The following is an 18,465-nucleotide window of genomic DNA, read 5'->3' on the forward strand; positions in this document are numbered from 1 at the left end:
CGCCAAGCTCAGTAGCGCTAAGGAAACACTGATTTATTCCATTCGTGGCAAACCTTCTCACGTAACCCATTGATTTTATAGGAGTGGCTTCAGCCGCGATTGAGAGGCACGCGATTTATTCAGCGTTTCCCTAAGGTTGCTCAATGAATCCAGCCGCCTTGACCAAGTGATCGATCTCGATGAGGGTCGACAGCAATTCACGCATCCGCCCAAGCGGCCAGGCATTGGGGCCATCGCTCAAAGCATGGTCCGGATCGGGATGGGTCTCCATGAAAATGCCAGCGACACCCGCCGCGACCGCCGCGCGCGCCAGCACTGGGACGAACTCGCGCTGCCCGCCTGAGCTCGCCCCCTGTCCACCCGGTAGTTGCACCGAATGCGTGGCGTCGAACACCACCGGACAGCCGGTCTCGCGCATCACCGCCAGCGCGCGCATGTCCGAGACCAGATTGTTGTAGCCGAACGAGACACCACGCTCGCACACCAGGATCTGGTCGTTGCCGGTCGCGCGCGCCTTCTCGACGACATGCTTCATGTCCCAGGGTGCGAGGAACTGACCCTTCTTGATGTTGATCGGCCTGCCCTGGCGGGCGACGGCCTGGATGAAGTTGGTCTGACGACAGAGAAAGGCCGGGGTCTGGAGGACATCGACCACCGCCGCGACCTCGCTAAGCGGCGTGTCTTCGTGCACATCGGTCAGCACAGGCACGCCGATGATCGTGCGCACCCCTTCCAGGATCCGCAAGCCCTCCTCCAGGCCGGGCCCGCGAAAGCTTGCCCCCGAGGAGCGATTGGCCTTGTCGAACGAGGATTTGTAGATAAAGGGGATGCCGAGCGTCTCGGTCAGTTCTTTTAGTGCCCCGGCGGTCTCCTGTGCCAGTGCCTCGCTCTCGATCACGCACGGCCCGGCGATCAGAAACAGCGGCCGGTCGAGACCGACCTCGAAACCGGCCAGCGACATCATGCGTTTCGTCCATTGAACTGACACTGCACCAGGGCCGCGCGCACAAAGCCCTCGAACAGTGGATGCCCATCGCGCGGGGTCGAGGTGAACTCGGGATGGAACTGACAGGCGATGAACCAGGGATGATCCGGGATCTCGACGATCTCGACCAGGCGGTTGTCGAGCGACCAGCCCGAGAACCGCAGCCCGGCATCCTTCAGCGTATCCAGATAGGCATTGTTGAATTCATAGCGATGGCGATGGCGTTCGCGGATCTGCGGCTGACCATAGATTGCCCGCGCCAGACTGCCCGGCTCCAGCCGACAATTCTGCCCGCCGAGCCGCATGGTCCCCCCCAGGTCATCATTCTCGGAGCGGGTCTTAACCCGCCCCTGCTCATCCCGCCACTGGGTGATCAGGGCGATCACTGGATGCGGCGTCTGGGGGTCGAACTCGGTGCTATGGGCGCCCACCAGCCCGGCGACATGACGTGCATATTCGACCACCGCCACCTGCATCCCAAGACAGATCCCGAGATAGGGTACCCGCTGCTCGCGGGCATAGCGCACGGCCTGGATCTTGCCCTCGACCCCGCGCTCGCCGAATCCGCCCGGTACCAGGATGGCGTCGAGTCCGTTGAGACAGTCTGTGCCTTCGCGTTCGATGCGCTCGGAGTCGACATAGACGATCTCGACCCGGATCTTGGTGTGCACGCCGGCGTGCGCCAGCGCCTCTGAGAGCGACTTGTAGGCCTCGGTCAGGTTCATGTACTTGCCCACCATGCCGATGCGCACCGACTGCTCGGGATGGTCGAAGCCGTCCAGCACCCGATCCCACTCCGAGAGATCGGCCTCGGGCACCTCGAGCCGGAACTGACGCACCACCAGGTCATCGAGGCCCTGGGCATGGAGCAGCCGCGGGATGCGGTAGATGTTGTCGGCGTCGATGGCCGAGATGACCGCCTTCTCCGAGACATTGGTAAAGAGCGCGATCTTGCGCCGCTCTTCGTCCGGCAGCAGCTTCTCGGCGCGGCACAGCAGGATGTCGGGCTGGATGCCGATCGAACGCAGTTCCTTGACCGAGTGCTGGGTCGGCTTGGTCTTGATCTCGCCGGCGGCGCGGAGGTAGGGCACCAGGGTTAGATGCATGAACAATGAGTTCTCCGGTCCCTCCTCGACCCGCATCTGACGGATCGCCTCCAGGAATGGCAGCGACTCGATGTCGCCCACGGTGCCACCGATCTCGACCATGGCGATGTCGGCACCCTCGGCGCCGCGGCGGATGCTGGCCTTGATCTCGTCGGTGATGTGCGGGATGACCTGCACCGTGCGGCCCAGATAGTCGCCGCGACGCTCCTTGCGGATCACGCTCTCGTAGATCTGACCGGTGGTGAAGTTGTTGTTACGCCCCATCCGGGTACGCAGGAAGCGCTCATAATGGCCCAGGTCCAGGTCGGTCTCGGCCCCGTCGTCGGTGACATAGACCTCGCCGTGCTGGAAGGGGCTCATGGTGCCCGGATCGACGTTGATGTAGGGATCGAGCTTGATCATGGTGACGCGCAGACCGCGCGCCTCGAGCAACGCCGCCAGCGAGGCCGAGGCAATGCCCTTACCCAGCGATGACACCACACCGCCGGTGATGAAGATGAACTTTGTCATAGTGAACGGGGGTCGAGGGGGGTCGAGTAAGCCCGAGGGTCGCGACTCGGATGGCGAGACAAGCTACCAAAATCGCTGCATTGGCTCAATGCGATTCAGCTTCGAGCTTTTGGCCTGGTTTGGCTGGAAACGCGAGGCTGGCGGCCTGATATCGGCACTTGAGTTTGAGAAGGGATCGGGTTAATAACACCGGATCATTGATCCAGATCAAAAACAAAACCCTATCGCCTGCAGCGGGCCAGGCCAAGGAGCGAGGGTAGAAACCTTGAATCAAAACACCGTGATCTCGATCGAATCCATCCGTGTCGCTTGTCGCCAGTGCACACTCTCCTCGCTCTGCCTACCCATGGGTCTGACACCCGAAGACGTCGAGCGGCTCGATGACATCGTCAAGCGCTCCCGTCCGCTGCATCGTGGCGACCTGTTGTTTCGCGAGGGCGACCACTTCCGTTCTCTGTACGTCGTCAAGACCGGCTCGCTCAAGACCTTTACCCCCGGCAGCGAGGGCGGCGAACAGGTGCTTGGTTTCCACCTGCCCGGCGAGCTCCTGGGGCTGGACGCCATCGACAAGGGCCAGCATGCCTGCTCGGCCCGTGCGCTCGAGACCTCGGCCATCTGTGAACTCCCCTTCGCGCGGCTGGAGGAGCTGACCGCGATCATCCCAAGCCTCCAGCACCAGATGTACCGCTTGCTCAGCAAGGAGATCGGCCAGGATACCGACCTGTTGCGCCTGCTCGGCAAGAAGAATGCCGAGGAGCGCTTGGCCGCCTTTCTGCTCAGCTTCTCGCAACGCCTGCACAGGCGTGGACTCTCGGCCACGGACTTCCATCTCAGCATGTCCAGACATGAGATCGGCAGCTATCTGGGGCTCGCCGTCGAGACCGTCAGCCGGCTCTTCACCCGCTTCCAGGACGAGGGTCTGGTGCGTGTCGAACGCAAGCATATCGAGCTGCTCGACCTCCGGGGATTGGAAGAGATCAGCGATGGTGCCGGCGCCGGGCGACGTCAACCGCAGCGCCGGCAGCAGACCTGATTATCCGAGCGCACCGAGCCAGACACAGCTGCCGCTCGCCTTTTGAATCTCCTTAAGCCGGGTCTGATGCGCCTCCAGCTCGCTCGGTGTCGCACGGACCACCCGCAGGCGCGGTCGCTCGACGTCAACGCGGCCTCGATACACCCCTCGCTTGTCATCGCCGATCCGCTCGCCACCCTCACCGTCGAGATACAACGCAACCTGCCCACCGGTCATCGCCAGATAGACGTCGGCCAGGATCTGGGCGTCGAGCAACGCACCGTGCAGGGTGCGGTGCGAGTTGTCGATCCCATAGCGTTTGCAGAGTGCATCAAGCCCATTGCGCTGGCCTGGATGGAGCCGACGCGCGAGCGTCAGGGTGTCGGTTAGGGTGCAGAGATCGGCGATCTGTGGGGCCTCACTGCCACGCCACAGGCTGAATTCGTAATCGAGGAAGCCGACATCGAAGGCGGCGTTGTGGATGATGAGCTCAGCCCCGCGCAGATATTCGATCAGCCGCTCGGCGATGTCGGCAAAACGCGGTTTGTCAGCCAGGAGGGCATTGCTGATGCCGTGCACGGTCTCGGCCTCGGCGTCGATCTGACGCTCGGGGTTGATGTATTCATGAAAGTTATGGCCGCTCGGGCGCCGGTCGATCAGTTCGACGCCGCCGATCTCGATGATCCGGTGACCCTCGCGTGGATCAAGACCCGTGGTTTCGGTATCCAGAACGATCTGACGCATTTCAGTATCCTCCCGTTGGAACACCCAGATTGGCGAGCCGGTCGGCGCGCTCGTTCTCGGGGTGCCCGGTGTGGCCCTTGACCCAGCGCCAGCTTACCTCGTGCTGGGCGAGCGCCTGGTCTAGACGCTCCCAGAGATCGCGATTCTTGACCGGACGGCGATCGGCAGTGCGCCAGCCATTACGCTTCCAGTGCGACAGCCACTCGGTGACCCCGCGCTTGACATAGGTTGAGTCCGTGGTAATGCGGATCCGGGCCGGATACCTGAGCGCCTCCAGCGCCATGATCACGGCCATCAGCTCCATTCGGTTGTTGGTGGTCTGGGGCTCGCCACCCAGTAGCTCCTTCTCGACCCCACCCCAGCGCAGCAACACGCCCCAGCCGCCGGGGCCGGGATTGCCCTTGCAGGCGCCGTCGGTGAAGGCCTCGACCCAATCAGGCATGCCCAGTCCCTCGAGTCGTGGGGCGGATGGCGCCGCCCGGCAGCAAGGCGCAACGACTGGTGCGATAGGGCTTGATCGGGGTTAGTGGCGCGACCCGCTTGACGGCGCGAATGGCATAGAGACCGCCAAATAGCGGCCAGAACCGGCGTCCGAGTGACTCGACGAAGCGACAGATCGCCCCGGCTGGAGTAACAAAGGGGACACAGAATAGGGCCCGCTCGCGCGTCTCGATCTCGAACCCATGCTCGGTCAGCCAGCGCTCGACCTGGATCGACGAACGCCAGCGTCCATTCCAGGGCCGTCGCCGACGGCTCGGCCACCAGAGACGTCCCAGCGCCCACAGACTCAGCGGATCAAACCCAAGAAGGATCAAGCGCCCCTCGGGGATGAGCACGCGCTCGACCTCGGCGAGGATCACACGCGGGCGATCCGAATACTCCAGGACATGCGCTAGGAGAACGACATCGATGCTGTCAGAGGCCAGGGGCAGGGCGCTCGGCTCACCGACGAGGCTCCATCCCTGTGCGGCCTCGGTCGGAGCCGTGCTGGGCAGCAATACGCGATGCCTGATCCGGCTCGTCGCCAAGGCCTCACTGAAATGCTCGCTCGCACCGATCTGTACCAGATAGTAGCCGAAGGTATTGGACAACAGACGTCGTAGACAGTCGTCCTCATACCTGGCTACCGCAGCACCGAGCGCCGTGCGATACCACGCCTGCAAGGGATCGGACTGGTCTGGTGGATCTCTGGTCATGCCTTTGGTCTCATCGGGACGACCATGGTAACCGCGATCATCGCCGCTTGTCCCGACCCCCCAAATCTCTACCAAGCGGATGTTCGTTGTGGAATTCAGAGCGGCCTTTGCGTATGATAACCATACAATTTTAATAATATTTCGCTTAATCAATAAGTTACGTTAATTTAGTCGGGGTTCCCATGCCAAAAGCCAAACCTCTGGGGCCGATGGCCTGCGCCTTATCGGCCCTCACCCTGCCCTTTTTCACTGGTTGCGCGGGTCAAGGCGACCTCGCCAAGCTGGATGGTTCCAGCGACCTGTATGCCGATGTGGTCTCGGCGCGTGAATATGGTTATGTCAGACCCGCCCGTGATGTCAGGCTGAGGGCCCGTTCGCAAGTCTTGGAGGGCGGACGGATCGGCCCAGGAGGGGATCTTTGGCAGCGCGTGCGCGCCGGGATGCGGCTCGATCTCCAGGCCAATGCCAGCATCGATGCCGCGCTCGAACGCTTCCGCCGCAATCCGCGCTATCTGGAACGACTCTCGCAGCGCGCTTCGCCCTATCTATCGATCATCGTCGCCGAGATCGAGCGCCGCGGTCTCCCGATGGAGCTGGCCTTGCTGCCGCAGATCGAAAGCCGCTACGACCCGGCGGCTACCTCCCCCAAGTCTGCCGCCGGCATCTGGCAGTTCATCCCCTCGACCGCGCGCGAAATGGGCCTACGTCTAGATGAGGGGACCGACGAGCGGCGCGACGTGATTGCCTCGACCCGCGCCGCACTGGACTATCTAGAACAGCTCAACAAGCGTTTCGAGGGCGACTGGGAACTGACCCTGGCCGCCTACAACTGTGGCCCGGGTTGTGTATCCTCGGCCATTGAGGCCAACCGCCTTGCGGGCAAGCCCACCGATTTTTGGTCGCTGAACCTGCCGAACGAGACCCAGCAGTATGTGCCGCAGATCCTGGCCGCCGCCAAGCTGGTCGCTGATTCGCGTCGCTACGGCCAGTATCTGCCTGCCATCCCGGATCGCATCGGCATCGACGTGATCCGTTCTAACCAGCCGATGGATCTGGTCAAGGTCGCTATGGACAACGGCGTCAAGCTCGACGAGCTCAAGCGACTGAATCCGGATCTCAAGATCGGGCGCTGGTCACGCCCAACAGTGGCTGAGCTGAACGTACCCCAGGGTCAGGGAGCACGCATCAGCGCCAGCTCACCGGGGATCCAGCTCGATGCTCAGCCTCTCCCCGTGGTCGTCAGCCGCGCTCCACAGGCTCGGATGCCTCTGACGGACACCGACGCCTACAGAGGCCCACGCACCCATACCGTCAGGAGCGGCGAGACACTGGCCGCCGTTGCACGGCGTCATGGCCTGGATCTCAAGACCTTGGCCGAGGCCAATGGTCTCTCCGAGCATGATCCGCTGCTTCCGGGCCAGACGCTCGAAATACCGACCCGTCAGAAGCAGACCCTCATCACGCATCGCGTCCAGCCTGGCGAGTCGCTTACCGGATTGGCGCGCCGCTATCGTGTCTCAATCGAAGAGATTCGGCGCTGGAACCAGCTCGCCGACAATACGCTCAAGAGCGGCACCTCTGTGCGTATTTACAAGAGGGAAGAGGGATAGTTCCTTAAGGAAACGCTGATTGATTCCATTCGTGGCAACACCTTCTCACGTAACCCATTGATTTTTTGGAACGACTTCAGCCGCGATTGAGAGACACGCGATTTATTCAGCGTTTCCTTAAGTAAACGGATCAGGATTTGGGATCCTCGACGGATCGGGTCGCCTTGGCGACCCGACCTCAAACTGCCGGCGCCAGGCTCAGAAAGAAACGCAACATTTCACCTGAGGCATCCGGCCCCTTGGGTTCGGCGAAGGATCCAGCCGGATCGCCGCCGAACCAGCCGTGTCCGCCACGCTCTACCATCCAGAGTTCGGCGCGGATGGATTCGGCGGCGTTCAGATAGCAGGTGCGGGTGTAGTCCAGACCGCCCGCCGATCGCCCCCTCTCGCGTGTGACGCGCGGCTTGTCAGCCTCGGCCAACGCCTGCTCGATGATCAAGGGCGCATTGACCGGATTGACCCTAGGATCCGCGTCGCCCTGAAACACAATCACCGGTACCCCGCCCAGCCTCGGGATCCGCGTCCGGAGGCCGCCAAGGGCTGATGGTCCCTGATGCATGAGCGTCAGCGCCGAGACCTGATCCTGGGCCAGTCCATACGGCAAACCGGAATGCACACCGACGGCGGCGAAGAACGCCGGGTAGATCGCGGCGAGCACCAAAGCCATGGCACCACCCGCCGAGAATCCGGCGACATACAGCCGACAGGGATCGGCACCATGCCGGACGGCGATATCTGCGGTCAGTGCGGCGAGCAGCGCGGCCTCACCATCATCGGAACGCCGATGCTCGGGCAAAAACCAGTTCCAGCAGCCGGCGGCATTGGCTGTGCGTGACTGGATTGGGTAGAGGACGCTGAAACCCAGCGTGTCGGCGAGCCAGTTGAAGCGGGTTAGACGCGCAATGTCGTCGGCGTCCTGCTGACAGCCATGCAACATCAGGATCAACGGACGCGGCGCCCCATCCGTTCCACCCGGCACATAGAGCATGTAGTCGCGCGCCTCCGAACCCTGGATGCGATGTCCACGGATCACGCGCCCACCCCTGGGACCGACATCCTCGATGGACTCGAAGTCGGCGTCGACGCCGCCGTAATGATCGACGCCAGCCGCCTCTGGCTTGGACCTGTCGCGCGTTAGATGCAGGCCATGCTGGATGAGGGCTGTGGCCTCGGCGATGCGACCATCGCGTCCTAGACGCATGGCCTCGGCCAGGATCGCCTTGAGTGTCTCGTTTATCATCGATCGATGGATTGGCGCTTGGACTGAGTCCAGGACAGATTAAATCGTCCAGACGGCGACGTCGATCGAAAACGATGATGCCTTCAGTAACCCCGATGTCGGAGTGTCTCGATCAGGATCTCACGATTGCGATAGCGAACATCCTGACCGAGTGCGACATAGATGACCTGCTCGGCGATGCTGGAGGCATGATTGCCGATGTGCTTGAGGGCCTGAGCACACTGGAACAAGGCAAGGGTCTGACGCGGCACCATGCCGTCGGTTTCCGACTCGTTGAGCAGATCGCTTAGGTCGCGCGCCACCTCTTGGAGCCTTGACTCGTCCTCGAAGATACCCAGTGACTGGGTCACATCGAAGGTGGCGACGGCCTGCACGCTACGCTCGAACATACAGCAGACCTTGTCGTCGAGGCGCTGGAAGGCGAGGCGCAGCGGTTCGACGAGTAGTTCGCCGCCCTGTCCCTGTTGTTGCAATTCTAGGGCTTGATGGGCAATGCGCGCAGCCTTATCACCCGCGCGCTCTACCTCAGCGGCAATTTTGCACAACGCCAGCACGATACGCAGATCTACGGCGGTCGGCTGACGCCGGGCGATGACACCAAACACCTCTTCATCGGCGTCAAGCGAGAGATAGTCGATCAGTGGCTCGCGATCGAGCACCCGATAGGCCTGAATCTCGTCGCCTTCGATCAGGGCGGCGACCGCCGCCTGGGTCTGATCGATGACCCGCTCGCCCATCTGCAGGATGATGGAACGCAGTTTGGCCAGTTCCTGATCGTAGCGGCGTACGGTATGGCCGGTGGTGAGATCACCGCTCGTCCGCCGGTCGATGGCGGTGTCGTTCATCCTGGACTCCACGCCAGATTCAACCGAAGCGCCCGGTGATGTAATCCTCGGTGAGCTTGTGCTGAGGATTGGTGAAGATCTGGTTGGTCTCGCCGACCTCGATCAGATCGCCGAGATGGAAGTAGGCTGTGCGCTGCGAGACACGCGCGGCCTGTTGCATCGAGTGGGTGACGATGGCAATCGTGTAGTTGGCGCGCAGTTCATCGATCAGCTCCTCGATGATGGCGGTGGCGATGGGGTCAAGCGCCGAGCAGGGCTCGTCCATCAGGATCACCTCGGGCGAGACGGCGATGGTGCGGGCGATGCAAAGGCGCTGCTGTTGACCGCCCGACAGTCCGGTGCCGGGTTGATCGAGCCTGTCTTTGACCTCATCCCAAAGACCGGCCTTACGCAGACTGGTCTCGACCAGTTCATCCAGCTCCGCTTTATTATTGGTCAGACCATGGATACGCGGCCCATAGGCCACGTTCTCATAGATCGACTTAGGAAAGGGATTGGGCTTTTGAAACACCATCCCGACCTGGGCGCGCAAGAGCACCGGATCCAGACCTTTGTCGTAGATGTCTTGACCGTTGAGCTTGATCGAGCCGGTGACTCGACACCCGGGGATGGTGTCGTTCATACGATTGAGACAGCGCAAGAAGGTCGACTTGCCGCAGCCCGAGGGGCCGATCATCGACAGCACCTCGTTTTTGCCCAGGTCCAGACTCACGTTCTTGATGGCCTGTTTGGAGCCGTACCAGACATCGACGTTGCGGCAGGTCATGCGCGGGTTGGCGACCGTGACGTCGCCGATCGTCGCCGCGGAAGGTCGATCTTTCGCCAATTCGGCAGCGCTAATGGCACCTGTCGTTGTCTTGTTCATGGTTTCAACCAGGGTATTCATAAACATTCAGCCTCTCGCTTGGGGGTGGCAACCTACCAGCGACGCTCGAACCGACGGCGCAGGAGCACGGCCGCCAGGTTCATGGCGAACAGAAAGGCCAGCAGGACCATGATCGCCGCCGAGGTACGCTCGACGAAACCACGTTCAGGACTGTCGGCCCACAGGTAGATCTGCACCGGCAATACAGTGGCCACGTCAGTGAATCCCTTGGGGATGTCAACGATGAAGGCGATCATGCCGATCATCAGCAAGGGCGCGGTCTCGCCGAGCGCCTGTGCCATGCCGATGATGGTGCCGGTAAGCATGCCGGGCATGGCCAGCGGCAAGACATGATGGAACTGGGTCTGCAAGGGCGAGGCGCCGACCCCGAGCGCGGCCTCGCGGATCGATGGCGGCACTGACTTAAGCGCCGCGCGGCTGGCGATGATGATGGTCGGCAGGGTCATCAGGGTCAGCACCAGCGCTGCGACCAGTGGTGTCGAGCGCGGCACGCCAAAGAAGGTGATGAAGACCGCCAGACCCAAGAGACCGAAGACGATCGAGGGTACCGCCGCCAAGTTGTTGATGTTGACCTCAATCAGATCCGTCCAGCGGTTCTTGGGCGCGAACTCCTCCAGATAGAGTGCTGCGCCAACGCCGATCGGGAAGGACAGCACCAGGGTCAGCAATAGGGTATAAAAGGACCCCATGAGTGCGCCGGCGATGCCCGAAAGCTCGGGTTCACGTGAGTTGCCGTGAGTAAAAAAGATGGTATTGAAACGCTTAGCAATCCGCCCTTCGGCCTCCAGACGTTCGATCCAGCCGATCATCTGATCTTTGACGCGACGGTCAGCCTCGGCGGCCTTGCGATCGATATGGCCCTTGATCAGCATGTCGATGTCAGCGGCGGCCAGGATCCAGAATTCTTGGGTGGTCCCGATGAGATCGGGATCGTCCATCACCTGCTGGCGCAGTAGATCAGCCGCGCCGACGCTGATCATGGAACTGAGCAGGCGTCGCTCGTTCCGCTCGGTCACGTCCGGAAAGCGCGCTTGCAAGGCCTCGCGGATCAATTTCATGTAATCGGCTTGCGCCAGCGTCTCGGGGTCGCGCGTGCCGTCTGGATCAATGGACTCGGCGGCCAACTCGATCGGTAGTCGAATGTAGGTCTGCTGGAAGGCCGTGTAACCCTTGAGGATGATGTCGGCAAACAACAGAACAACGAAGGTCAGACCCAGGATGACTGCCGTGGCACCCAAAAACCGAAACCGGCGCTCGCGTGCGTAACGGCGCTTGAGTGAGGCCTGGACGATGTCGAGGGTGCGACGCGGCCTGCCGGGTGGATTCGAAGTTAATTCATTCATATTGCTCCCGATACTTGCGCACGATCGACAGGGCGATCACATTGAGGGCGAGCGTGACGATGAAGAGGGTCAGACCCAAGGCGAAGGCGGCGAGCGTCTTGGCGCTGTCGAATTCCTGATCGCCGGTGAGGAGGGTGACGATCTGCACTGTCACCGTGGTGACGCTTTCGAGCGGATTGGCGGTCAGGTTGGCCGAGAGTCCGGCTGCCATAACCACGATCATGGTCTCACCGATGGCACGCGAGACGGCAAGCAGGATGCTGCCGACGATACCCGGCAGCGCGGCCGGGATGATGACATAGCGAATGGTCTCGGACTGGGTCGCGCCTAGGGCGTAGGAGCCGTCGCGCAGCGACTGGGGCACGGCGTTGATGACGTCGTCCGAGAGCGAGGAAACGAAGGGGATGATCATGACGCCCATGACCAGCCCAGCGGCGAGCGCGCTCTCTGAGGCCACCTCGAGCCCCATCGCGGCCCCCACCGAGCGGATGAAGGGCGCCACGGTCAGAGCGGCGAAGAAGCCGTAGACCACGGTTGGGATCCCGGCCAGCACCTCGAGGATCGGTTTGGCCGCGGCGCGTACCTGGCGACTGGCGTATTCGGACAGATAGATGGCCGACAGCAAGCCAATGGGCACGGCCACCAGCATGGCGATCACCGAGATCATCAATGTGCCGGTGAAGAGCGGAATGGTACCGAATGCACCAGAGGCGCCGACCTGATCTGAGCGCAGTGCGATCTGCGGACTCCAGTTGGTGCCAAAAAAGAACTCCAGCGGCGAGACCATCTGGAAGAAGCGCAGCGACTCAAACACCACCGAGAGCACGATGCCGAGCGTGGTCAGGATGGCGATCGAGGAGAAGACGATCATGCTGATCAAGAAGATCGACTCGACCCGATTGCGCGCACGCATCCGCGGCTGCGTCCGCAACCAAGCGAAGGCGGACCCACTAAGCGCCAGCGCCAACACGGCCGCCCACATCGCCCACTGGGACACTGACTGGAGCTGGTTGTAATGATCGGCGGCGGCCTGGATCTCGGGTGTCACCTGGGCCGAGACGATATTGCCGGTGGCCAGGTTACGGATATCGTTGATGAGCAAACTGATTTGACCGCTGGAGAGTCCCTCCCGCACCCCCGGGGGCAGACTGTTCGTCACCAGACCAATGATGATCTGGTCCTGAAAACCGATCCAGAGCCCCATGAGCAGCAGAGCGGGAATACCGGCCCAGAGCGCGGCGTAAAGACCATAGTAGGCTGGCAGCGAATGCAGGTGTTTCATCTGGGCCGGGCCGCCTACGGTCATGATGGCGCGCCGACGTCCGAGTTGATAGGCCAAGGTCATAACCGTCAGCACGACGAGCATGAGGATCCAGGAATACATCGGAATCTCGTCTGGGTGTGAAATGCAAAAGCCGATGCCTAAGAGAATCAGGCATCGGCAACACTGCGTGAGGCGTCCTGTGACACCTTACTTGGCGGGCTTCTCCATCGACTTGAGCGACCGAGCCGCCTCGGCGACGGCCTTGCGCTCGGCATCCGGTAGGGCGATCAGGCCCTTGTCAGCCAGGTAGCCATTCGGACCCCAGGCCTTTTCGCTGGTGAATTCCTTCACGTATTCCTCAATGCCGGGAATGGTGCCGACATGGGCCTTCTTGACATAGAAATAGATCGAGCGCGATACCGGGTAGGACCCCTGTGAAATGGTCTCATAGGTCGGGGCAACGCCGTTGATCTTGGCGCCCTGGACCTTGTCGGTGTTCTGATCCAGGAAGCTGTAGCCGAAGATGCCGAGTGCGCTCGGGTTGGCCACCAGTTTCTGGACGATCAGGTTGTCGTTCTCCCCGGCCTCAATATAGGCACCGTCCTCACGGATACCCTGACAGACGGCCTTGTGCTTCTTTTCATCGGACTTTTTGAGTTCCTTGATCTGGGGGATGCTGTTGCAGCCCCCTTCCATGGCCAGTTCAACGAAGGCGTCACGGGTGCCGGAGGTCGGGGGCGGACCCAGCACCTCGATCTTGAGGTCCGGCAGCTCGGGGTTGACATCCTTCCAGGTCTTGTAGGGGTTGGCCATGAAGCCACCCTTGCCATCCGGCACATCCTTGGCAAGGGCCAGATAGACATCCTTGAGACTCAGATCCCAGGCGCCGGCCTTTTTGGAATTGGCGATGACGATACCATCAAAGCCGATCTTGACCTCGGTGATCTCCTTGACCCCGGCGGCCTGGCAGGCCTCATATTCGCTGAGCTTCATCGGGCGCGAGGCATTGGTAATGTCCGGATGCTCGACGCCCACGCCGGCGCAGAACAGCTTCATGCCGCCACCGGTACCGGTCGACTCAACCTTGGGGGTCTTGAATTTGGTGGTGCGACCGAAGGTCTCGGCCACGGCGGTCGAGAAGGGGAATACGGTCGAGGAGCCGACGATGTAGAGGTTATCGCGGGCCATGGCTTGGGCCGATAGGGTGGTTGCGGCCAGGGTCATGGCTGCGGCGATCAGGGACCTGTTCATGGGCTGTAATCTCCTACAAGTGGATGAAATCACACGGAGCTCTATTGTCGCCATGACTCGTTCCCATTGTATGAATAAAAGATGACAATCTTATGACTGCCCCAGCGGCGCGACGACAGGATCAACCCTGATCCCCAGGGATCGACTCCCGCGGCGGACCGGACTCGCCCTGTAATTGTCCCAGCGAACGGATCAGACGCAGACTGGTATTGAAGAAATCCTCCTGCGGCTGCTTCTCGCACAGCGAACCGATACGTAGCATGGCTGCATCCAGCTCGCCGCCCTTGAGCACGTCGTGCCCCACCGCCAGGTTCAGGCCTGTGACCAAGCCCGCCAGCCACTGGCGGTAAAGCCGATATTCCTCGCTGGCGATCTCGACCGGCGTGCCTGGTCCGGGCAGGCTGGCAAGATAGGCCGCGCAACTCTTGACTCCCTGCCCCCAGAGCGCGGGTGCGACGGTTGGCTCGGCCGCATGGACCGGCAAGGGCGCGCTCAGAGCCAGACCGGCCGCGCACGTCAGCCGAACAAGAGAATAATGATCAACCATGGCAAGGTTCCTGAAAAAGGTTGGCCGCGATGACAGCGATTTATCGGGTATGATCGCCGGATTTTTCGGTTTCGAGCAATGAGCCATGCGCGTCTTGAAGATCTCTGATGTCTATTTCCCCCGTGTGACCGGCGTTTCGACCTCGATCCAGACCTTTGCGCGTGAACTCAGCGCCAAGGGGCACGAGGTTACCTTGATCGCGCCCGACTATGGCTCACGTGAGTATTATGCAGGCGCCGACGCATCCTTCGAGATCATCCGTATCCCATCGCGCTATTTGCCGATCGACCCCGAGGATCGCATCCTCCAGCCGTTCAAGATTCGCCGTCTGACGGACACACTCAGGGGACGCGGATTCGATTTGATCCACATCCACACGCCTTTCATTGCCCACTATTCAGGACTCGCGCTGGCTAAACGGCTTGGGTTGCCCGTGGTCGAGAGCTATCACACCTTTTTCGAACAATACCTGCATCACTATGTCCCTTGGGTTCCGGCGCGCTGGATGCGTGGCGCGGCGCGTCATTTTTCGACCAATCAATGCAATGGCGTCGATGCACTCGTGGTGCCCTCGCAGGCCATGCTCGATGTACTCCGGGACTATGGTATCCAAACCCCGGCCGAGGTCATCCCGACCGGGATCGATTTGGATCAGTTCAGCCGAGGCGATGGGCAGCGTTTCAGGGCGTGTTATGACATCCCGCCCGAGCGCCCGGTGCTGGTGCTGGTGAGTCGGCTCGCCTTCGAGAAGAACATCGAGTTCATCCTACGCGCACTGGTCAGGATCAAGACCGAGGTCCCGGACGTGCTGCTGGTGATCGCCGGTGAGGGTCCGGCCCAGCGCGATCTGGAGCAACTGGCCGCGCACCTGGGTCTGACCGACAACACGCGCTTCTTGGGGTATCTCAATCGTGACGGCAGTCTGGAGGACTGCTATCGGGCCGGCGCGGCCTTCGTCTTCGCCTCGCGGACCGAGACCCAGGGATTAGTGCTGTTGGAGGCCATGGCGCTTGGCGTGCCCGTGGTCTCGACCGCCGTCATGGGCACCAAAGAGGTGCTGGGCGATGGACAGGGCGCGCTCATCGCCGAGGAGGACGAGGCAGACTTTGCGAGTAAGGTAGTGCGGCTGCTGAAGGAGCCCGCGCTGCGCCAGCGTCTGGCGCGCGAGGCGGTCGAGCATGCGCGTGATTGGTCGGCCCCGCTGCTGGCCGACCGTCTGCTGAGGTTCTATGAGCGGGTGATTGATCAGGCAAGGACATCGATCAGATGATCAAAGGACTCGGTCGATGCCTGCATCACCTTGGCCGAGGCCTCGACCTGGCGCAGGTTTTCGGTCTGATCGATCAGCGGCTTGCTGATGTCGCGCACCGATGAGCCTTCCGGTGGCCTGACGCCAGCACCCGCGATCTCACTGGCATTCTGACTCAAGCCATCCAGGCCGCGCTGCATCCCCATCCAACCGGCTTGGCCGACGATTCCGGTGATCATTGCGGTTCCTCCGTCACACATCATGGTCTTGATTAAAGATTAGTCTAGACGGACCGAGGGTGCTGGGATCGCGTACCGATGCGCGAGCCGTCTCAGGGTCCGCTCACCTGATCGACCATTGCGCGCTCACGAAGCAGCCGAGAGACCTCATCGCCCAGATAGCGATCGATCAGGGCGTGCCCGAGATAGATCAGGGGTGTGAGTGCGATGGCAATGATGAACTTATAGACATAGTTCACCGTGCCCACCGCGAGGAACAGCCCCATCGACCATTGCTGCGGCCCCAGCACAAAGGCGACATAGAGCACCACAAAGCTGTCGATGAACTGCGAGATGAGCGTCGATCCCGTTGCGCGCGCCCAGAGAGAGCGTTCCCCCGTAAAACGCCGGATGCGATGGAAGACGGCTACATCGACGATCTGACCGATCAGGAAGGCGACCACCGAGCCGATGATGATCCACAGGCTTTGGCCAAAGATGGCACTGAAGGCCGCCTGCATGTCCGGCACGCCCTGCCCGGACTGGATCCCAATCCACCAGTCGGCAGGCGCCAGCCCGATCGATAGATAGGCAAAACCGAAGGCATAGAGGATAAGCCCGACCGTGAGATAAGAAAGCAGCTTCACCCCACGCCGTCCGTAGTATTCGTTGATGATGTCGGTCATGATGAACACCACCGGCCAGAGCAGCACACCGGCGGTGAAGCTCAGTGAGCCAGATTGACCGAAGAGGTTCCAACCGAATGGCGCCAGTCCCAGGGTCGGTTCAAGGGCGAAGATCTTCACACCCAGGAACTCGGCGATCAGGGCGTTGCAGACGAAGAAACCACCGAGGACGATGAACAGCTTGGTCGAGCGGTCGAACATCCGGCCCTCAAACCGCCAGACGCGCCCCGATGCGCAACAGGGCGAGCGTGATGTTGTCGGTCCCGCCGCGCTCATTGGCCAACCGCACCAAGGCATCGGCCGCCGACTCAAGGGTTTCGTCCCCGATCGAGCTCAGAATCTGCATCAGCCAGTCATCCGGAACCAGACCACTCAGCCCATCGGTGCAGAACAGAAAGAGATCACCGCTGTCGATCGCGATCACATCGGACGAAACCGCCACACTTGGCGCCGTCCCCAGGGCGCGGGTCAGGATGTTTTCGCCGATCCCGTAGCGTCGGGCATCCTCGCGCGAGCTGAAAAACCCCTGATCGACGACCTCTTGGATAAAGGAGTGGTCGCGCGAGAGCTGGATCAGTTCATCATTACGCAACCGGTAGAGACGCGAGTCGCCGACATAGGCAAAGGCCAGCCAGTCCAGGCCAACCGCGCCCACGACCACGGTCGTCCCCATGCCGACGCAGGCGTGGTTCTCCTCGGCGTGGCGCAGGATGGCGATATTGGCCTCCTCGACGGCGGCCTGGAGATAGAGTCGCGCCTTCTCGGCAGTAGCGCTGACGCCGACACGCCTGTTGAAGCGATTGGCGATGGTCTCAGTGGCCAGTCGGCTGGCGACATGACCGGCCGTGGCCCCGCCGACACCATCGGCGACCACGACCAGACCAAACTCTGGACGCACGATCACGGCGTCTTCGTTGCGCTGGCGCACCCGCCCCTGATCGGTGCGCCAGGAAAAGTCGAGTGCGAAGGCACTGACAGGCTCGATGTCCATCATGGCGTGCTCGTGGCGGACAGGCGCTCAGTCGCTCGGCTGACCATTGAGCTTGGCGGCCAGGCGCTTGGGCTCGACATAGCCGGGGATCAGCTCGCCACGATCCGTGATGATCGCTGGGGTGCCGCGCAGACCGAAGTCGGCGGCGAGCGCCATGTGCTCGTCGACCGGGTTGTCACAGGTCTTGGAGGGAATCGACTCACCGGCCTTGGCCTTGGTCAAGGCCGTGCGACGGGCCTCTTCGTCACCGGCGCACCACACCGAGACGGCCTCGTCGAACGACTCGCTGCCCTTGCCGGCGCGCGGGAAGAACAGATAACGCACCCGGATGCCTTCCTTCTCGTAGTCGGCGATCTGGCTGTGCAGCTTGCGACAGTAGCCGCACTCGATGTCGGTGAAGACGGTGACGGTGTGCTTGGCGCCCTTGTCACCAAAGATCACCATGGCGTCCTCGCCAACGGCATCGACGAGTTGTTTGCGCGCCTGGGCCAAACGCGGTTCGGTGAGATCCTCGCGCGTCTTGAGATCGACGATTGGGCCGCTGATAAAGTGACGACCATCGGCGGTGATGTACATCAGATTGGGGCCGGCCATGACCTCGTAGAGTCCTTGGATCGGCGCAGGCTGGATGCTGGTGATCTTGAGGTCGGGTGCAACCTCTTTGAGCGCCGCGCGGATCTTGTGCTCGGCCTGATCAGGTGCAGCGAGGGTCAGGCTGCTGGTCGAGCAGGCGAGCGCAGCGGCCATCAAAAGGCGTTGGATGAATCTGTTCATGATCTCGG

19 protein-coding genes are annotated in these 18,465 nt (G+C 61.7%); 3 read left to right on the plus strand and 16 right to left on the minus strand.

Annotated elements, in window-relative coordinates; translation table 11 throughout:
* Nucleotides 1-130: 130 nt before the first annotated feature.
* Both kdsA and pyrG read right to left on the minus strand, forming a co-directional pair.
* The gene (gene kdsA, locus E6P07_RS12395; RefSeq protein ID WP_211363121.1) at nucleotides 131-964 is read right to left on the minus strand and encodes a 3-deoxy-8-phosphooctulonate synthase; all 834 of its coding nucleotides are present in this window, start codon (nucleotides 962-964) and stop codon (nucleotides 131-133) included.
* On the minus strand, nucleotides 961-2,601 hold the full coding sequence (gene pyrG / locus E6P07_RS12400; RefSeq protein ID WP_211363122.1) for a CTP synthase: 1,641 nt from the start codon (nucleotides 2,599-2,601) through the stop codon (nucleotides 961-963). The genes kdsA and pyrG overlap by 4 nt, the downstream gene beginning before the upstream one ends.
* Nucleotides 2,602-2,866: 265 nt before the next feature.
* On the opposite strand from pyrG, the gene fnr reads away from it, so the two are divergent.
* Complete coding sequence (gene fnr / locus E6P07_RS12405; RefSeq protein WP_153975895.1) at nucleotides 2,867-3,634, plus strand: fumarate/nitrate reduction transcriptional regulator Fnr; 768 nt, start codon at nucleotides 2,867-2,869, stop codon at nucleotides 3,632-3,634.
* Here fnr and dnaQ read toward each other — a convergent pair whose 3' ends face one another.
* From dnaQ to E6P07_RS12420, 3 genes are read right to left on the minus strand one after another with little or no spacing between them, the layout of a single operon-like run.
* Nucleotides 3,635-4,357: a DNA polymerase III subunit epsilon gene (dnaQ, locus tag E6P07_RS12410; protein ID WP_153975896.1), complete on the minus strand. Its 723-nt coding sequence runs from the start codon at nucleotides 4,355-4,357 to the stop codon at nucleotides 3,635-3,637.
* A 1-nt stretch (nucleotide 4,358) separates the two neighbouring features.
* Nucleotides 4,359-4,799: a ribonuclease HI gene (gene rnhA, locus E6P07_RS12415; protein WP_153975897.1), complete on the minus strand. Its 441-nt coding sequence runs from the start codon at nucleotides 4,797-4,799 to the stop codon at nucleotides 4,359-4,361.
* Complete coding sequence (locus tag E6P07_RS12420) at nucleotides 4,792-5,553, minus strand: class I SAM-dependent methyltransferase (RefSeq protein WP_153975898.1); 762 nt, start codon at nucleotides 5,551-5,553, stop codon at nucleotides 4,792-4,794. The genes rnhA and E6P07_RS12420 overlap by 8 nt, the downstream gene beginning before the upstream one ends.
* A 182-nt stretch (nucleotides 5,554-5,735) precedes the next feature.
* On the opposite strand from E6P07_RS12420, the gene E6P07_RS12425 reads away from it, so the two are divergent.
* Nucleotides 5,736-7,163, plus strand: a complete 1,428-nt coding sequence (locus tag E6P07_RS12425; RefSeq protein ID WP_153975899.1) for a transglycosylase SLT domain-containing protein — start codon at nucleotides 5,736-5,738, stop codon at nucleotides 7,161-7,163.
* Nucleotides 7,164-7,341: 178 nt separating this feature from the next.
* Here the strand turns inward: E6P07_RS12425 and E6P07_RS12430 are convergent, their stop codons facing one another.
* The 7 genes from E6P07_RS12430 to E6P07_RS12460 all read right to left on the minus strand — a co-directional run bounded on the left by E6P07_RS12430 (nucleotide 7,342) and on the right by E6P07_RS12460 (nucleotide 14,539).
* Nucleotides 7,342-8,403 carry an extracellular catalytic domain type 1 short-chain-length polyhydroxyalkanoate depolymerase gene (locus tag E6P07_RS12430; protein WP_153975900.1) on the minus strand — a complete coding sequence of 354 codons (1,062 nt, stop codon included), beginning with the start codon at nucleotides 8,401-8,403 and terminating at the stop codon, nucleotides 7,342-7,344.
* An 83-nt stretch (nucleotides 8,404-8,486) separates the two neighbouring features.
* Nucleotides 8,487-9,248: a phosphate signaling complex protein PhoU gene (gene phoU / locus E6P07_RS12435; RefSeq protein WP_153975901.1), complete on the minus strand. Its 762-nt coding sequence runs from the start codon at nucleotides 9,246-9,248 to the stop codon at nucleotides 8,487-8,489.
* Between the two features lie 19 nt (nucleotides 9,249-9,267).
* Nucleotides 9,268-10,113 carry a phosphate ABC transporter ATP-binding protein PstB gene (gene pstB, locus E6P07_RS12440; RefSeq protein WP_425505136.1) on the minus strand — a complete coding sequence of 282 codons (846 nt, stop codon included), beginning with the start codon at nucleotides 10,111-10,113 and terminating at the stop codon, nucleotides 9,268-9,270.
* Between the two features lie 53 nt (nucleotides 10,114-10,166).
* Nucleotides 10,167-11,477 (minus strand): phosphate ABC transporter permease PstA, encoded by a 1,311-nt coding sequence (gene pstA / locus E6P07_RS12445; RefSeq protein WP_153975902.1) that lies wholly within the window; start codon nucleotides 11,475-11,477, stop codon nucleotides 10,167-10,169.
* Entirely contained in the window at nucleotides 11,470-12,861 is a 1,392-nt protein-coding gene (gene pstC / locus E6P07_RS12450) for a phosphate ABC transporter permease subunit PstC (protein ID WP_153975903.1), read from the minus strand. The genes pstA and pstC overlap by 8 nt, the downstream gene beginning before the upstream one ends.
* 87 nt (nucleotides 12,862-12,948) lie before the next feature.
* A complete protein-coding gene (locus tag E6P07_RS12455; RefSeq protein ID WP_153975904.1) occupies nucleotides 12,949-13,992 on the minus strand; it encodes a PstS family phosphate ABC transporter substrate-binding protein in 1,044 nt (347 codons plus the stop codon).
* Nucleotides 13,993-14,113: 121 nt separating this feature from the next.
* Complete coding sequence (locus E6P07_RS12460; protein ID WP_153975905.1) at nucleotides 14,114-14,539, minus strand: hypothetical protein; 426 nt, start codon at nucleotides 14,537-14,539, stop codon at nucleotides 14,114-14,116.
* An 85-nt stretch (nucleotides 14,540-14,624) separates the two neighbouring features.
* Here E6P07_RS12460 and E6P07_RS12465 point away from each other — a divergent pair, with 85 nt between their 5' ends.
* Complete coding sequence (locus tag E6P07_RS12465) at nucleotides 14,625-15,809, plus strand: glycosyltransferase (RefSeq protein WP_153975906.1); 1,185 nt, start codon at nucleotides 14,625-14,627, stop codon at nucleotides 15,807-15,809.
* Here E6P07_RS12465 and E6P07_RS12470 read toward each other — a convergent pair.
* The 4 genes from E6P07_RS12470 to E6P07_RS12485 all read right to left on the minus strand — a co-directional run bounded on the left by E6P07_RS12470 (nucleotide 15,785) and on the right by E6P07_RS12485 (nucleotide 18,457).
* Nucleotides 15,785-16,027, minus strand: coding sequence for a hypothetical protein (locus tag E6P07_RS12470; protein ID WP_153975907.1), 243 nt, complete (start codon nucleotides 16,025-16,027; stop codon nucleotides 15,785-15,787). The two genes, E6P07_RS12465 and E6P07_RS12470, sit on opposite strands and share 25 nt — an antisense overlap.
* A 92-nt stretch (nucleotides 16,028-16,119) precedes the next feature.
* Nucleotides 16,120-16,893, minus strand: a complete 774-nt coding sequence (locus E6P07_RS12475) for a queuosine precursor transporter (protein WP_153975908.1) — start codon at nucleotides 16,891-16,893, stop codon at nucleotides 16,120-16,122.
* Nucleotides 16,894-16,900: 7 nt separating this feature from the next.
* Complete coding sequence (locus E6P07_RS12480; RefSeq protein WP_153975909.1) at nucleotides 16,901-17,683, minus strand: PP2C family protein-serine/threonine phosphatase; 783 nt, start codon at nucleotides 17,681-17,683, stop codon at nucleotides 16,901-16,903.
* A 27-nt stretch (nucleotides 17,684-17,710) separates the two neighbouring features.
* Nucleotides 17,711-18,457 carry a DsbC family protein gene (locus tag E6P07_RS12485; RefSeq protein ID WP_153975910.1) on the minus strand — a complete coding sequence of 249 codons (747 nt, stop codon included), beginning with the start codon at nucleotides 18,455-18,457 and terminating at the stop codon, nucleotides 17,711-17,713.
* Between the last annotated feature and the right edge of the window lie 8 nt (nucleotides 18,458-18,465).

This window comes from Thermochromatium tepidum ATCC 43061 (assembly GCF_009664085.1).
GTDB lineage: Bacteria > Pseudomonadota > Gammaproteobacteria > Chromatiales > Chromatiaceae > Thermochromatium > Thermochromatium tepidum.

Coding starts and splice junctions, on each gene's coding strand:
- E6P07_RS12420 (WP_153975898.1), bottom strand. CDS start 5,553: ATGACCAGAGATCCACCAGACCAGTCCGATCCCTTGCAGGCGTGGTAT.
- dnaQ (WP_153975896.1), bottom strand. CDS start 4,357: ATGCGTCAGATCGTTCTGGATACCGAAACCACGGGTCTTGATCCACGC.
- pyrG (WP_211363122.1), bottom strand. CDS start 2,601: ATGACAAAGTTCATCTTCATCACCGGCGGTGTGGTGTCATCGCTGGGT.
- phoU (WP_153975901.1), bottom strand. CDS start 9,248: ATGAACGACACCGCCATCGACCGGCGGACGAGCGGTGATCTCACCACC.
- E6P07_RS12470 (WP_153975907.1), bottom strand. CDS start 16,027: ATGATCACCGGAATCGTCGGCCAAGCCGGTTGGATGGGGATGCAGCGC.
- rnhA (WP_153975897.1), bottom strand. CDS start 4,799: ATGCCTGATTGGGTCGAGGCCTTCACCGACGGCGCCTGCAAGGGCAAT.
- pstC (WP_153975903.1), bottom strand. CDS start 12,861: ATGTATTCCTGGATCCTCATGCTCGTCGTGCTGACGGTTATGACCTTG.
- E6P07_RS12475 (WP_153975908.1), bottom strand. CDS start 16,893: ATGTTCGACCGCTCGACCAAGCTGTTCATCGTCCTCGGTGGTTTCTTC.
- E6P07_RS12480 (WP_153975909.1), bottom strand. CDS start 17,683: ATGGACATCGAGCCTGTCAGTGCCTTCGCACTCGACTTTTCCTGGCGC.
- E6P07_RS12430 (WP_153975900.1), bottom strand. CDS start 8,403: ATGATAAACGAGACACTCAAGGCGATCCTGGCCGAGGCCATGCGTCTA.
- E6P07_RS12465 (WP_153975906.1), top strand. CDS start 14,625: ATGCGCGTCTTGAAGATCTCTGATGTCTATTTCCCCCGTGTGACCGGC.
- E6P07_RS12425 (WP_153975899.1), top strand. CDS start 5,736: ATGCCAAAAGCCAAACCTCTGGGGCCGATGGCCTGCGCCTTATCGGCC.
- E6P07_RS12460 (WP_153975905.1), bottom strand. CDS start 14,539: ATGGTTGATCATTATTCTCTTGTTCGGCTGACGTGCGCGGCCGGTCTG.
- kdsA (WP_211363121.1), bottom strand. CDS start 964: ATGATGTCGCTGGCCGGTTTCGAGGTCGGTCTCGACCGGCCGCTGTTT.
- pstA (WP_153975902.1), bottom strand. CDS start 11,477: ATGAATGAATTAACTTCGAATCCACCCGGCAGGCCGCGTCGCACCCTC.
- E6P07_RS12485 (WP_153975910.1), bottom strand. CDS start 18,457: ATGAACAGATTCATCCAACGCCTTTTGATGGCCGCTGCGCTCGCCTGC.
- E6P07_RS12455 (WP_153975904.1), bottom strand. CDS start 13,992: ATGAACAGGTCCCTGATCGCCGCAGCCATGACCCTGGCCGCAACCACC.
- pstB (WP_425505136.1), bottom strand. CDS start 10,113: ATGAACAAGACAACGACAGGTGCCATTAGCGCTGCCGAATTGGCGAAA.